The sequence below is a fragment of the Kitasatospora sp. NEAU-69 genome, from assembly GCF_057158765.1.
Window position 1 is genome coordinate 166,839 of record NZ_JBWXUE010000013.1, and the last position, 14,021, is coordinate 180,859.

At 71.9% G+C, this 14,021-nt stretch carries 13 protein-coding genes; 4 read left to right on the top strand and 9 right to left on the bottom strand.

The window, feature by feature from the left end; translation table 11 throughout:
- Positions 1-77: 77 nt before the first annotated feature.
- The 4 genes from AC060L_RS17435 to AC060L_RS17450 all read left to right on the top strand — a co-directional run bounded on the left by AC060L_RS17435 (position 78) and on the right by AC060L_RS17450 (position 6,070).
- Positions 78-2,318 (top strand): MMPL family transporter, encoded by a 2,241-nt coding sequence (locus AC060L_RS17435; RefSeq protein ID WP_483799676.1) that lies wholly within the window; start codon positions 78-80, stop codon positions 2,316-2,318.
- A gap of 422 nt (positions 2,319-2,740) precedes the next feature.
- On the top strand, positions 2,741-2,947 hold the full coding sequence (locus AC060L_RS17440; protein ID WP_483799677.1) for a cold-shock protein: 207 nt from the start codon (positions 2,741-2,743) through the stop codon (positions 2,945-2,947).
- Between the two features lie 172 nt (positions 2,948-3,119).
- Positions 3,120-4,811, top strand: coding sequence for a DEAD/DEAH box helicase (locus tag AC060L_RS17445; RefSeq protein ID WP_483799678.1), 1,692 nt, complete (start codon positions 3,120-3,122; stop codon positions 4,809-4,811).
- A gap of 209 nt (positions 4,812-5,020) precedes the next feature.
- Positions 5,021-6,070, top strand: coding sequence for a hypothetical protein (locus tag AC060L_RS17450; protein ID WP_483799679.1), 1,050 nt, complete (start codon positions 5,021-5,023; stop codon positions 6,068-6,070).
- Here AC060L_RS17450 and AC060L_RS17455 read toward each other — a convergent pair.
- The 9 genes from AC060L_RS17455 to AC060L_RS17495 all read right to left on the bottom strand — a co-directional run bounded on the left by AC060L_RS17455 (position 6,051) and on the right by AC060L_RS17495 (position 13,972).
- Entirely contained in the window at positions 6,051-6,788 is a 738-nt protein-coding gene (locus AC060L_RS17455; protein ID WP_483799680.1) for a sirohydrochlorin chelatase, read from the bottom strand. The two genes, AC060L_RS17450 and AC060L_RS17455, sit on opposite strands and share 20 nt — an antisense overlap.
- Positions 6,789-6,848: 60 nt before the next feature.
- Positions 6,849-7,808 carry an ABC transporter permease gene (locus AC060L_RS17460; RefSeq protein ID WP_483799681.1) on the bottom strand — a complete coding sequence of 320 codons (960 nt, stop codon included), beginning with the start codon at positions 7,806-7,808 and terminating at the stop codon, positions 6,849-6,851.
- Complete coding sequence (locus AC060L_RS17465; RefSeq protein ID WP_483799682.1) at positions 7,795-8,598, bottom strand: ABC transporter ATP-binding protein; 804 nt, start codon at positions 8,596-8,598, stop codon at positions 7,795-7,797. Before AC060L_RS17465 ends, AC060L_RS17460 begins: the two co-directional genes overlap by 14 nt.
- Positions 8,599-8,746: 148 nt before the next feature.
- On the bottom strand, positions 8,747-9,904 hold the full coding sequence (locus AC060L_RS17470) for an aliphatic sulfonate ABC transporter substrate-binding protein (RefSeq protein ID WP_483799683.1): 1,158 nt from the start codon (positions 9,902-9,904) through the stop codon (positions 8,747-8,749).
- Between the two features lie 256 nt (positions 9,905-10,160).
- Entirely contained in the window at positions 10,161-11,495 is a 1,335-nt protein-coding gene (locus AC060L_RS17475) for a sulfate adenylyltransferase subunit 1 (RefSeq protein ID WP_483799684.1), read from the bottom strand.
- A 2-nt stretch (positions 11,496-11,497) separates the two neighbouring features.
- Positions 11,498-12,433, bottom strand: a complete 936-nt coding sequence (gene cysD, locus AC060L_RS17480; protein WP_483799746.1) for a sulfate adenylyltransferase subunit CysD — start codon at positions 12,431-12,433, stop codon at positions 11,498-11,500.
- A 14-nt stretch (positions 12,434-12,447) separates the two neighbouring features.
- Positions 12,448-13,047, bottom strand: a complete 600-nt coding sequence (gene cysC / locus AC060L_RS17485) for an adenylyl-sulfate kinase (RefSeq protein WP_483799685.1) — start codon at positions 13,045-13,047, stop codon at positions 12,448-12,450.
- 63 nt (positions 13,048-13,110) lie between these two features.
- Complete coding sequence (locus tag AC060L_RS17490; RefSeq protein WP_483799686.1) at positions 13,111-13,809, bottom strand: phosphoadenylyl-sulfate reductase; 699 nt, start codon at positions 13,807-13,809, stop codon at positions 13,111-13,113.
- Positions 13,793-13,972: a hypothetical protein gene (locus tag AC060L_RS17495; protein WP_483799687.1), complete on the bottom strand. Its 180-nt coding sequence runs from the start codon at positions 13,970-13,972 to the stop codon at positions 13,793-13,795. The genes AC060L_RS17490 and AC060L_RS17495 overlap by 17 nt, the downstream gene beginning before the upstream one ends.
- Positions 13,973-14,021: the final 49 nt, after the last annotated feature.

Genomic DNA, 14,021 nt, shown 5'->3' on the forward strand with positions numbered 1-14,021 from the left:
GCCGAGGCCGGCTCAGCCGTCGCCCGGCTACCCGTCCCCAAGGGCTGCGGTGAACCATGCCAGGAGGCATCAAGAGCATGTTCCACCGAATCGGACACTTCGTCGTCAGGCGTTCCTGGTGGGTGATACTCGCCTGGGTGGTCGCCGCCGTTGCGATCATCGCCACCGCGCCGAAGCTCACCGCGCAGACCGACGAGAGCTCCTTCCTGCCCAAGAGCTACGAGTCCATCCACGCGATGGACGTGCAGCAGAAGGCGTTCCCGGCGAACTTCACGCCCTCGGCGATGATCCTGTTCGAGCGGACCGACGGTGGCAAGCTCGACGCCGCCGACCAGGCCGCGATGAAGAAGGTCACCGACGGGCTGACGGCCGAGCACATCAAGTACGTGCAGACGATCGTCCCGGTCGGCGACAAGACGACCTCCAAGGACGGCAAGTACGCGCTGTCCATGATCGGCTTCGACAAGGACGCCCCGAAGCAGGGCACCGAGACGGCCGACACGGCCAAGAAGCTGCGTGACGACGGCAAGTCGCTCGCGGCCGGCACCAACCTCAAGGTGCAGGTCGGCGGTCAGGCCGCGCAGAACCTCGACCAGCAGGACTCCTCCAAGCTGGCCAACGTGCTGATCGGTGTCGGCACCGTCGTCATCATCCTGCTGACGCTCTTCCTGATCTTCCGCAGCCCGATCATCGCGCTGCTGCCGGTGCTGATGATCGGCGTCTTCTCCTCGGTCGCCAACGGCCTGATCGCGGACGCCAGCAAGGCGTTCGGGCTCAAGGCGGACAGTTCGGTCTCGGCGATCCTGATCGTCGTGCTCTTCGGCGTCGGTACCGACTACTTCCTCTTCCTGATGTTCCGCTACCGCGAGCGACTGCGCGCCGGTGACGAGCGCAAGGAGGCGATGACCAACGCGGTCGGCCGGGTCGGCGAGGCGATCAGCTCCGCGGCCGGCGCGGTGATCGTGGCGTTCAGCGTGCTGGTGCTCTCCAGCCTCGGCATGTTCAAGGCGATGGGCCCCTCGCTGGCGATCGCGGTGGCCGTCACGGCCGTCGCCTCGGTGACGCTGGTCCCGGCGGTGCTCTCGCTGATCCCCGAGCGGGTGCTGTTCTGGGAGAAGGGCGTCATCTACGCCTTCCGCAAGTTCGTGCTGCGCAGCAAGACCGTGCAGCCGGCCACCCGCTGGCGGCACGAGCCGAAGGGCGCGAAGTTCGCCGCGCTCGGCGGCATGGTGCAGCGCCGTCCGGGCATGGTCGCGGCCGTCTCCGGTCTGATCCTGGTCGTGCTCGCGCTCGGCGCCACCGGCTACAAGGGCACCTTCGACCTGGCCTCCAGCTCGATGCCGAAGACCAAGGAGTCGATGGTCGTCCAGGACACGCTGGCCACGGCCTTCTCGGCCGGCGCGGCCGAGCCGGCCGACGTCTACGTCACCTCCGGGAACGGTGCGCCGCTGGACAAGGCCGGGTTCCCGGCCTACATCCAGGCGCTCGGCCATGTGGACGGCGTCTCCTCGGTCGCCCCGCAGCCGAAGCTGAGCCAGGACGGCACGACCGCCGACTTCTCGGTGACGCTCAAGGACGACCCGGCCTCGAACAAGGCGATCGACACGATCGGCAAGCTGCGGTCGGTCGCGCACAGCCAGGCGCCGCAGGGCAGCGAGGTCTATGTGGGTGGCATGTCGGCCATCTACAAGGACATCGACACCGCGATGTCCCACGACTACTCGCTGGTCTTCCCGATCGCGGCGCTGCTGATCATGGTCATCCTCGGCCTGCTGCTGCGCAGCGCCGTCGCCCCGTGGTACCTGATGGCGGCCGTCGGCCTCGGCTTCGGCGCCACGCTCGGCGCCACCACCCTCGTGTTCCAGAACATGAAGGGGGAGCCCGGCCTGATGTTCATGCTGCCGATGTTCATCTACCTCTTCGTGGTGGCGATCGGCACCGACTACAACATCCTGATGATCGCCCGACTGCGCGAGGAGGCCCAGGAGGGCCGCAGCCCGCGTGAGGCGGCGAGCATGGCGCTGCGCCACGGTGGCCCGACCGTCGCCGCGGCCGGCGGCATCCTGGCGGCGACCTTCGCCACCATGTGCCTCGCCGGGAACACGCTGTTCAGTGAGATCGGCTTCTCGGTGGCCTTCGGCATCGTGGTCTCGGCCTTCGTGATGGCGATGTTCTTCACCCCCGCGCTGACCGCGCTGCTCGGCCGGGCGGCCTGGTGGCCGGGCCGCCAGCAGGCGACGGCGCACGGCACCCCCTCGCTCGAGGTGGTCCGTGGCTACCGCGCCGAGGAGGACAGCGAGCCGGCCGGGCGTCACTGAGCCGTCCGACCTGCTGTAGTACCGAACGTTTGTCGCACCGACTGGGCCGGCTCCGGGATCTCCCCGGGGCTGGCCCGGCTGCGTCCGGCCCCGGGCGGCAGCGTTCAGCCGGCGTCCGCCCGGCACCCGGCGGCAACCGGGTGGGTACGAACGGCCCAGCTCAGGGCCGTTCGGCTGACCGTCCAGCGCGCCTGGGTCGCCCGGTCGCCGAGATGCTAGGAAAATTGTCCGATCATTTCGCTCGCCCCGTGCTACAGTCGATGTCAGTTGCAGTTTTGGTTCCCATGAACGTTTGTGTGCGCCTGCTGGTACCAACCAACAGGCGCATTTGTTTTGTCCGGTGTCATCTCCGGATGGGGATCGCGGCTACTTGAGGTCCACGAGGTGTGGTCTTCATGCCCCAGTATTTTGAGGAGACGGTTATGGCTACCGGCACCGTGAAGTGGTTCAACAGCGAAAAGGGCTTCGGCTTCATCGAGCAGGACGGTGGCGGCGCTGACGTCTTCGCCCACTACTCGAACATCGCGGCTCAGGGCTTCCGTGAGCTGATCGAGGGCCAGAAGGTCGAGTTCGACGTCACGCAGGGCCAGAAGGGCCCGCAGGCCGAGAACATCAGCGTCATCGGCTGACGTTCGGCATACTGCTGAACTGCGCTTGACGCACGCGAAGGCCCGTACCGCACGGTGCGGGCCTTCGCTCATGCCGCCGAACGGCCGGGGCGGCGCACTCTCCACTCCTGACTGACGGCCGACCCACTGGGTCACCCAGCTCGGGTGACCGCTCAGGACGGAGCAACACCGTATGACTGATCAGGCACGCCGCACCACCGGACGCAGCCGCCCCCGCCCGCAGGGCACCGGCAGCAGCTCCGGCGGATTCAGCGACGCGCAGGCGCGTTCCGGCCGCAGCTCGGGCGGACTGCGCACCCAGGGCCAGAGCCAGGGCCGCAGCCGCGGCGCCGGCCGGGCCCGCACCGCCGAGCCCGCCGACTTCACCGTGGTGACCGGCACCCCCGCCCGCCCGCCGGCCGCGACCTTCGCCGAGCTGGAGATGCCCAAGGCGCTGCTCTCCGCGCTCACCCGTGAGGGCGTCACCGAGCCGTTCCCGATCCAGTCGGCCACCCTGCCCGACTCGCTGGCCGGGCGCGACGTGCTCGGCCGCGGCCGCACCGGCTCCGGCAAGACGCTCGCCTTCGGCCTCTCGGTGCTGGCCCGCACGACCGGCCAGCGCGCCGACGCCCGCAAGCCGCTGGCCCTGGTGCTGGTGCCCACCCGCGAGCTGGCCCAGCAGGTCACCGACGCGCTGACGCCGTACGCGACCTCGGTCAACCTGCGGATCGCGACCGTGGTCGGCGGCATGTCGATCACCCGCCAGGCCAACGCGCTGCGCCGCGGCGCCGAGGTGCTGGTGGCGACCCCGGGCCGCCTCGACGACCTGATCAACCGCCAGGACGTCCGGCTGGACTCGGTGCAGATCACCGTGCTCGACGAGGCCGACCAGATGGCCGACATGGGCTTCCTGCCGCAGGTCACCAAGCTGCTGGAGCAGGTCGCCGAGGGTGGGCAGCGGATGCTCTTCTCCGCCACCCTGGACAAGAACATCGACCGCCTGGTCCAGCGCTTCCTGACCGACCCGGTCACTCATTCGGTGGACCCGTCGGCCGGCGCGGTGACGACGATGGAGCACCACGTGCTCCAGGTCGAGGCCGCCGACAAGGCGTCCGCGACCGCGCACATCGCCTCCCGCGAGGGCCGGGTGATCATGTTCGTGCACACCAAGCACGGCGCCGACCGGCTCGCCAAGCAGCTGCTGGCCAGTGGCGTCAAGGCCGCCGCGCTGCACGGCGGCAAGTCCCAGCCGCAGCGCAACCGCACGCTCGACCAGTTCCGTGACGGGCACGTCACCGCGCTGATCGCGACGAACGTCGCCGCCCGCGGCATCCACATCGACGGCCTCGACCTGGTCGTCAACGTGGACCCGCCGATCGACCACAAGGACTACCTGCACCGCGGCGGTCGCACCGCCCGGGCCGGCGAGTCGGGCACCGTGGTGACCCTGGTGCTGCCCGAGCAGCGCCGGGACATGTCCAAGCTGATGACCGCCGCGGCGATCCGCCCGACCACCACCAAGGTGCGGCCGGGCGACGCCGAGCTGTCCCGGATCACCGGCGCCCGCACCCCGTCGGGTGTCGCGGTCACGCTGGCCCCGCCGGTCAGCGAGACCGCCGGTGCCACCGCCGGCACCAGCACCAGCAACCGCCGCCCGAAGGCCCCGCGCTCCAGCCGCCCGGCCGACGTGGACATCAACGGCAACCCGAAGCGCCGCCGCCCCAAGCAGCGGATGGGCACCACCGGCACCGGTCAGGGCACCGGTGGCGGTTCGCGCACCGCGGCCGGCTTCATCGGCAAGGCCAGCTCGGGCTCGAAGCCCGGCAGCGGCTCGAAGTCCGGCGGCAACTACGGCACCGGCCGCCAGCGCCGCGCGGCGCACTGAGCGGCGCTCGAACAGCCTGACGTTCCAACAGTCTGACGCTCCAACAGCCTTGAGGGGCCCGCACGCCGAACCGGCGTGCGGGCCCCTGCTGTTGCCGGTCCCGGTACCCACGGGCAGACCGGGTGCCCGAAGGGGCAGCGCGCTGGCAGCGCGGGCCGCCGGGCTGCCACGCTGGTGGCCTTGGATGATCATCGGCAACGGGGGAAGTCATGACGGAGCACCACACTGTCCGGCCGCAGCCGGCCCGGCCCGGCCGCCGGGCGCTGCTCGGGGCGGTCGCGGCCGCCGGCCTGCTCACCATCACCGCGGCCCGGCCGGCCGCAGCCGCGGGCACCGGGCGCGGCGGCCGCTACCCGGCGCTGCTCAGCGGCCACGGCACGACCCTGCACCCGGAGTCGGCGAGCTGGGATCCGCTCCACCACTGTTTCGTGGTCGGCTCGATGACGCACGGCACGGTCTCCCGGGTCGGGCCGGACGGCGTCGCGCACACCCTGGTCGAGGACCCGGCGGTGCTCGTCTCCACCACCGGCATCCACGTGGACGCGGCCCGCCGCCGCGTGCTGGTCTGCAACGCGGCGTCCGGCAAGGCCGACCGGGCCACACCGGCGACCAAGGGCAGGGTGGCCGGCCTGGGGTGCTACGACCTGAGCACCGGTCGGCGGATCTGGTACACGGACCTGGCCGCCGTGCTCGGCGACGGCGCACTGCACTTCGCCAACGACGTCGCGCTCGACCGGGACGGCGCCGCCTACGTCACCGACTCGTACGCGCCGGTGGTCTACCGGGTCGGCCTCGACGGCCGGGCCGAGGTCTTCGTCCGGGACGCCCGGCTGGGCTCGGGGCCGAGCGACCCGGGGGACACCGCGCTGAACGGCATCGTGCGCCAGGGCCGCCACCTGGTCGTCGGCCACGACTGCGGCGGCACGCTGTGGCGGCTCTCGCTGGAGCGCCCCGGCGAGGTGCGGCAGGTGGCGATGTCCGGCGCGGGGACGCTGGTCGGCCTGGACGGGCTGCACGCCCGTGGCCGCGGGGCGCTGGCCGGAGTGACCAACCAGATCGCCGGCAACCTGGACCAGCTGGTCGAACTGCGCTCCACCGACGACTGGCTGACGGCCACTCAGGTGATCACGCCTTCGCTGGACCCGGTGCCGACCGCGGTGACCCGCGGGCCCGACGGGTCGCTGTACGTCCTCTCCGGGCGGCTGGACCTGCTCTTCACCGGCCACCCGAGCGACCAGTTCACGCTGCGGCGCTGGTGACACTCCACGCGGTGGCACGGGCCTGGTCGTAGCGGCGAAGCAGCAGGCGCGCGAGCTCGGGGCTTGCGCCGAGCACCTCGGCGAGCACGTCGGCCCCGGCCTGCTCGGCGGCGTCGGCGATCCGGTCCGGCAGCACGCCGGGGGCGAGCAGGTAGGGCGCGACCGCGGTGCGGGCCAGGCCGCGGGCGCGCAGCTCGCCGAGCGCGTCCGGGACTCGGGGACCGGCGGCCGAAGCGTAGCCGACCGTCACCGCGCCCCAGCCGCGGGTGCGCTGCCAGTCGGCGGCCAGCGCCCGGGTCGCGGCGTCGGCGGCCGGGTCGCTGGAGCCGGCCGCCGCGAGCACCACGCCGGTGCGGGCCCGGACGGCGGCCGAGCCGACGGCGAGACCGGCCTCGGCGAGCCGCCGTTCGAGTGCGCGCAGCAGCAGCGGATCGGGGCCCAGGACCTCGGCCACCGGCAGTGTGCTGCCGGCCGAGCGCAGTGCGGCGGGGATGTCGTGCTTGGCGTGGAAGGCCCGGTTCAGCAGCAGCGGGACGGCGACCGCGTCCGTCCCCGCGAGCCGCCCGGCGACCTGCGGGATGCGTGGCGCGCAGTGGTCCAGGTAGGCGGTGGCGACCTCCAGGCCCGGCCGCAGCGCGCGCACCTCCCGCACCAGCGCGTCGACCGTCCGGGCGTGGCGTGGGTCGCGGCTGCCGTGGGCGATCAGCAACAGGGTCATCGCGGGCTCCGTCGGGGTAGGTCGAGCGTTCGAACGGGTGGTGCAGCGTGGGGGAGGGGTCTAGCGGGCGGCCTGGAGCAGGCCGCGGCTGCGCAGCACGCGGCGCTCGATCGGGGAGAAGACGAGCAGGTCGATCGCCACGCCGACGACCAGGATCAGGATGATGCCGAGCAGCACGCCCGCCATGTCGTTGGAGTCCCGCTGGTTCTCCAGGAAGCGGCCCAGGCCGACACCGAGGTCGGGGGAGCTGGCGATCAGCTCGGCGGCCATCAGCGAGCGCCAGGAGAACGCCCAGCCCTGCTTGAGGCCGGCCAGGTAGCCGGGCAGCGCGGCCGGCAGCAGGATGTGCCGGGCGCCGCTCAGCCCGCGAGCACCGAGCGTGCGCCCGGCCCGCAGGAACAGCGGCGGCACCTGGTCGATGCCGGCGATCAGGCCGTTCGCGATGGACGGGACGGCGCCGAGCAGGATCACCGCGTACATCGCCTGGTCGTTGATGCCCAGCCAGATCACCGTGGCCGGCACCCAGGCGACCGAGGGCAGCGACTGCAGGCCGGAGAGCACCGGCCCGACGGCCGCCCGGACGAACTTGGAGCGGGCCACCACCAGGCCGATCGGGGTGCCGATCACGACGGCGGCCAGGAACCCGGAGATGCCGCGCCAGACGCTGGTCCAGATGATCGAGAAGAGCGTGCCCTGGTACCAGAGGTCGAGCAGTGAGTGCCAGACGTCCAGCGGGCTGGGCAGCTTGTAGGAGGCGGTCACGTGCAGGCTGTACGTGACCTGCCAGAGCGCGAGCACCAGCAGCACGCCGAGCAGCGGCGGCAGCACCTTCTCGCGCAGCACCTGGGTGAACGGCGTGCGCTGGATCTGGACGGCGTCCAGCGCGTCCAGCCCGGCTTCGACGCCGGCCAGGTCGTTCGGCTCGTGCTCGTGCTCGGTCGCCGCGTCGGTCGCCGCGGCGACCTCGGTCGAAGCGGCGTCCTCGGCCTCGGTGGCGGGGGTGGTCTCAGTGCTGGCCATGGCGGCGGATCTCCCCACGCAGGTCTTCGGTGATCTCGACGGACAGGTCCGCGACGCAGGCGGACTCGATGCGGCGCGGCTGCGGCAGGTCGATCCGCCACTGCTTGGCGACCCGGCCGGGCCGCGAGGAGAGCAGCACCACCCGCTGGGCGAGCCGGACCGCCTCGCGCACGTTGTGGGTGACGAACAGGACGGTCAGCTGCCGCTCCTGCCAGATCCGGGTGATCTCCTCGTGCAGCACGTCGCGGGTGATCGCGTCGAGCGCGGCGAACGGCTCGTCCATCAGCAGCACGCTGCTGCCCTGGGCGAGTGCGCGGGCCATCGCGACGCGCTGGCGCATGCCGCCGGAGAGCTCGTGCACCCGCTTGCCGTACGAGCCGCCGAGCCGGACCAGCTCCAGCAGCCGTTCGGCCTCGGGCCGGCGCTCGGCGCGTGGCACGCCGTTCAGCCGCAGCGCGAGCTCGATGTTCTTCCCGGCGGTCAGCCAGGGGAACAGCGCGTGCTCCTGGAACATCAGCGCGGGGCGCCCGCCGGGCACCTCGATCGTGCCGGCGGTCGGCTGGTCCAGGCCGGCGACCAGGTTGAGCAGGGTGGACTTGCCGCAGCCGGAGGCGCCGAGCAGGCAGAGGAACTCGCCGGGCGCGACGTCGAGGGAGATGTCGTCCAGCACCGCGGTCGCGGCGCCCGGACGGCCGAAGGACTTGTGCACGTTGGTGATCCGGACGGCGGGCGGGCCGGCCGGCGTCGTGACGGCGGAGACGTCGTTCGGGATGCTCAGTGCCGTGCTCATTGCGGGCACCTCCTGGCGTGAAGTGGGGTGGAGCGAAGTCTGGTCGGGGTCGGGGCCGGGGTGAGGGCCGGTGTCCGCCCCCGCCCCGGCCCCGTGACTGGGCATCGACCGGGACGGGGCGGGGGCGGACACCGGAGCTGGTGGTCCGTCAGGAGGTGGCGCCGAGGCCGCTGTCGGCGACCGTCGGCTTTCCGGCCGCGGTGAGCACCTCGTTCAGCGGCACCAGGTCGTAGATGCCGCTGATGTCGGGCTTCTTCAGCAGGCCCGCGGTGACGGCGTGGTCGGCCTCGGCCTGGAGCGTGCCGGCCAGCGGGTCGTCCAGGAAGTCGATGCTCTTCCAGGCCGGGTCGAGGATGTTCGCCGGCAGGGCGTTGCCGCCGGCCGCCTTGATCGCGTCGTTCGCGTCCTGCTCGGCCTTGGCCGGGTTGGCCTTGATGAACGCGTTGGTGTTCACCGAGCCGCGCAGCACGGCCTTCACCACGTCCGGGTGGGCCTTGAGGAACTTCTGCGAGACGATCACGTTGGTGATCACGAACTGCCGGTTCGGCCAGAGGTCCTTCTCGTCGAGCAGGACCTTCGCGCCCTTGGCCACCAGCGTGGAGGCGGTGGGCTCGGGCACCCAGGCACCGTCGATGGAGCCGGAGGAGTACGCGTCCGGGGTGACCTTGTTGTCGGTGCGGACCACCGAGACGTCACCCGCGCCGGACTGCGGGTCCTCCTTGTAGCCCTTGGTCGCCAGGTAGTTGAGCAGGGCGACGTCCTGGGTGTTGCCGAGCTGCGGGGTGGCGATCTTCTTGCCCTTGAGGTCGTCCAGGGTCTTGATCTTGTTCGGGTTGACGACCAGCTCGACGCCGCCGGAGGCGGAGCCGCTGATGATCCGCAGCGCCTGGCTCTTGGACTGCACGTAGCCGTTGATCGCCGGTGAGGGGCCGATCCAGCCGATGTCGATCGAGCCGGCGTTCAGCGCCTCGATCTCGGCCGGGCCGGCGTTGAAGATCTGCGGCTTGATCTGGGTGGCGCCCAGCTCCTTCTGGAACAGGCCCTCCTGGATCCCGACCAGCGGGGTGCCGTGCGTCAGGTTGGCGAAGTAGCCGATCTTCACCGAGTCGGCGGAGAGCTTCGGCGCACCGGCCGAGGTGACGGCCGCCGGGGCGGCGTTCGCCGTGGTCGCCTTCGAGCCGTAGCCGCCGCAGGCGGTGAGCAGCGCGACGGCGGTCAGGCCGGCGGCGCCGGCGACGGCGACGCGTCTGGTGCGCCCGGCGTTCGGGCGGGAGTGGCTATGCGGGTGTGCCGGGGTGGTGGCCATGGGAGGCGTCCTTCGCTGGAACGGAGTCGAGGAGAGGGGGTGCGCGGTGCTGTGGTGCCGGCAGGCCGGGTGCCGTCCCGGTTGTGCGTGCTGCTGTGGTGGTCGCAGCGGTTCGGGCGGCGGTTGATCCCGGTGACGGAGCTTCAGCAGCTCCGTCCGCACGCACATCGGCCGATGCCGCCCTGGCCGCTGCCACGGACGCCGCTGCCGATGCGGCCGCCTTCCTTGTCCATGCCGGAGAACGCCTCGCCGGACATCAGACCCAGTCCTCCCCGTCCTGCTGCTCCGCGGGCGCCCCGAGGGCGCCGTCGAACGCCTCGCCCGCCATGCCGGCGGTGAGCGTGGTGCCGTCGGCCGGGTCGATCAGCAGGAACGACCCGGTGCGGCGGTTGGCGGTGTAGTCGTCCAGGGCCAGCGGCTCGGCAGTGCGCAGCACCACGTGGCCGATGTCGTTGACGTTCAGCTCCTGGGCCTCGGCGCGCTGTTCGAGCGTGTCGATGTCGATCTTGTAGGAGATCGCCTTGACCAGTGCCCGCACGGTCCGCGTGGTGTGCTTGAGCAGCACCTTGTCGCCGGCGCGCAGCGGGCGCTCGTGCAGGTGGCACACGGTCGCCTCGACGTCCTTGGTGGGCACCGGCGCCGGGCCCGCCGCGATCAGGTCGCCGCGCGAGACGTCGATGTCCTCGGCCAGGCGCACGGTGACGGACTGCGGCGCCCAGGCGACCTCGGTCTCGACGCCCAGGGCGTCGATGCCGGCGATGGTGGTGGTGCGGCCCGAGGGCAGCACCGTGACGGCGTCGCCGGTGCGCAGCACTCCGGAGGCCAACTGGCCCGCGTAGCCGCGGTAGTCGGGGTGTTCGGCGCTCTGCGGGCGGATCACGTACTGGACCGGGAACCGGGCCGGCTGCTCGCTCGGGTCGCTGTCGACCGCGACCGTCTCCAGGTGCTCCAGCAGGGTCGGACCGCCGTACCAGTCCATCCGCGCGGACGGCTCGACGACGTTGTCCCCGGCCAGCGCCGAGATCGGGACCGAGACGATGTCGGTGACCCCGAGCGAGGCGGCGTAGGCGGTGAACTCGGCGGCGATCTTCGCGAAGACCGGCTCGGCGTACTCGACCAGGTCCATCTTGTTGACCGCGAGGACCACGTGCGGCACCCGCAGCAGCGCGGCGACCGCGGCGTGCCGGCGGGTCTGCTCGACCACGCCGTTGCGGGCGTCGACGAGGACGACGGCGAGCTCGGCGGTCGAGGCGCCGGTGACCATGTTGCGGGTGTACTGCACGTGGCCGGGCGTGTCGGCCAGGATGAACCGGCGCCGGGCGGTGGCGAAGTAGCGGTAGGCGACGTCGATCGTGATGCCCTGCTCGCGCTCGGCCCGCAGGCCGTCGGTCAGCAGCGCCAGGTCGGGCGCCTCCTGGCCGCGCCGGCGGGAGGCGTGCTCGACGGCCTCCAGCTGGTCGGCCAGCACCGACTTGGAGTCGTGCAGCAGCCGGCCGACCAGCGTGGACTTGCCGTCGTCGACCGAGCCGGCGGTGGCGAAGCGCAGCAGCGAGGTGGCGTTCAGGGCCTGGGTTTCGATGGTGCTGGACATGCTTAGAAGTACCCCTCGCGCTTGCGGTCTTCCATGGCGGCCTCGGAGAGCTTGTCGTCGGCCCGGGTGGCCCCGCGTTCGGTGAGCCGGCTGGCGGCGATCTCGGTGATCACGTCGGCGATCGTCGCCGCGTCGGAGTCCACGGCGCCGGTGCAGGACATGTCGCCGACCGTGCGGTAGCGGATCAGCCGCCGCTGCACCGTCTCGCCCTCCTTCGGGCCGCCCCAGTCGCCGGCGGTCAGCCACATGCCGTCCCGGGCGAAGACGTCGCGCTCGTGCGCGTAGTAGATCTCCGGGAGCTCGATGCCCTCCCGCTCGATGTACTGCCAGACGTCCAGCTCGGTCCAGTTGGAGAGCGGGAAGACCCGCACGTGCTCGCCCACCGCGTGCCGGCCGTTGTAGAGCGACCAGAGCTCGGGGCGCTGGCGGCGCGGGTCCCAGGCGCCGAACTCGTCGCGCAGCGAGAACACCCGCTCCTTCGCGCGGGCCTTCTCCTCGTCGCGCCGGCCGCCGCCGAAGACCGCGTCGAACTTGTTGCTCTCGATCGCGTCCAGCAGCGGGACGGTCTGCAGCGGGTTGCGGGTGCCGTCCGGGCGCTCGCGCAGCCGGCCCTCGTCGATGAACTGCTGGACGGAGGCGACGTGCAGGCGCAGGCCGTGCTCGGCCACCACCCGGTCGCGGTACTCGATGACCTCGGGGAAGTTGTGCCCGGTGTCCACGTGCAGCAGCGAGAACGGGATCGGCGCGGGCGCGAACGCCTTCAGCGCCAGGTGCAGCATGACGATCGAGTCCTTGCCGCCGGAGAAGAGGATCACCGGCCGCTCGAACTCGCCCGCCACCTCGCGGAAGATGTGCACCGACTCCGCCTCGAGGACGTCGAGGTGCGAGAGGGTGAAAGGCCCACCAGGGTTGTTCGGGTCCCGGGTGATCGCCTGGATGTCGGTCGCGGTGCTCACGCGAGGCCCCTCTCGGTCAGGAAGGCGTGCAGTTCGGCGGCGGACTCGGTCACCGAGCGGCCCTGGGTCTGGATGCGCAGCTCCGGGCTCTCCGGTGCCTCGTACGGGTCGTCGACCCCGGTCAGGCCGGAGAGCTCACCGGCCGCCTGCTTCGCGTACAGGCCCTTGACGTCCCGCTCCGAGCAGAGCTCGACCGGGGTGGCCACGTGGATCTCCAGGAACTCGGTGCCCTCGGCGGCGTGCCGCTCGCGGACCGCGGCCCGGGAGTCGGCGTAGGGGGCGATCACCGGGGCGAGCACCTTGACGCCGTTGGAGGCGAGCTTCTCGGCGACGAAGCCGATCCGGGTCACGTTGGTGTGGCGGTCCTCGCGGCTGAAGCCGAGGCCCTTGGAGAGGAACTCGCGGATCTCGTCCCCGTCCAGCACCTCGACCTTGTGGCCGTCGGCGGTCAGCCGCTCGGCCAGCGCGAAGGCGAGCGTGGTCTTGCCCGCGCTCGGCAGCCCGGTCAGCCACACCGTGGCGCCACGCTCGCAGGGGGCGGCCGCGAGGGCCGCCTCTGCGGCGTCCTCGGCGACCGGGGTGTCGGCTGTCGTCACGTCAGTTCTCCCAAAGCCTCGGTGGGGTGGTGCGGTTGGAGATGGAGCTGGTGAAACCAGGTGTCAGAGGTGGATGCCGCACTCGGTCTTGCCCGAGCCGGCCCAGCGGCCGTCCCGGCCGTCCTCGCCCTCGCCCGGCTTGCGGGTGCAGGAGAGCGGCGAGCAGCCGACCGAGGTGTAGCCCTCCCACAGCAGCGGGTTGAGCAGCACCCCGTTGGCCTGGACGTAGGCGTCCACGTCGGCCTGGGTCCAGCGGGCGATCGGCGCGATCTTCACCTTGCGGCGCTTGGCGTCCCAGGCCACCACCGGGGTGTTCGCCCGGCTCGGCGACTCGTCCCGGCGCAGGCCCGTCGCCCACGCGTCGTACGCCAGCAGCCCGCGCTGCAGCGGCTCGACCTTGCGCAGCGAGCAGCACAGGTCGGGGTCGCGGTCGTGCAGGTTCGGCCCGTACTCGGCGTCCTGCTCGGCCACGCTCTGGCGCGGCGTCAGCGTGATCACGTTGACCGGCATGGTCGCGGCGACCGCGTCCCGGGTGCCGATGGTCTCCGGGAAGTGGTAGCCGGTGTCCAGGAAGACCACGTCCACGCCGGGCAGCGCGGTCGACGCCAGGTGGGCGACCACCGCGTCCTCCATCGAGGAGGTGACGCAGAACTTGCGGCCGAAGGTCTCGGCCGCCCACTGCAGCACCTCCTGCGCGGAGGCCTCCTCCAGGTCGCGCCCGGCCGCGATGGCCAGCGCCTCCAGATCAGTGGCCGTGCTCATCCTTGGTCCCCCCGTTCGTCGCTGACAGCAGTCCGAGGAACTTCACCTGGAAAGCGCGCCGGCAGGACACGCATTCCCACGCACCATGACCGCCCTCCTCGGAGGGGCGAAGGTCCTCGTCACCGCAGTAAGGGCAATAGAACGGGGCAGCGCGTTCGCTCATGTGGACACCTCGTTGCGCTCAGCGGTCGCTTGACCGAACACCACGCGCT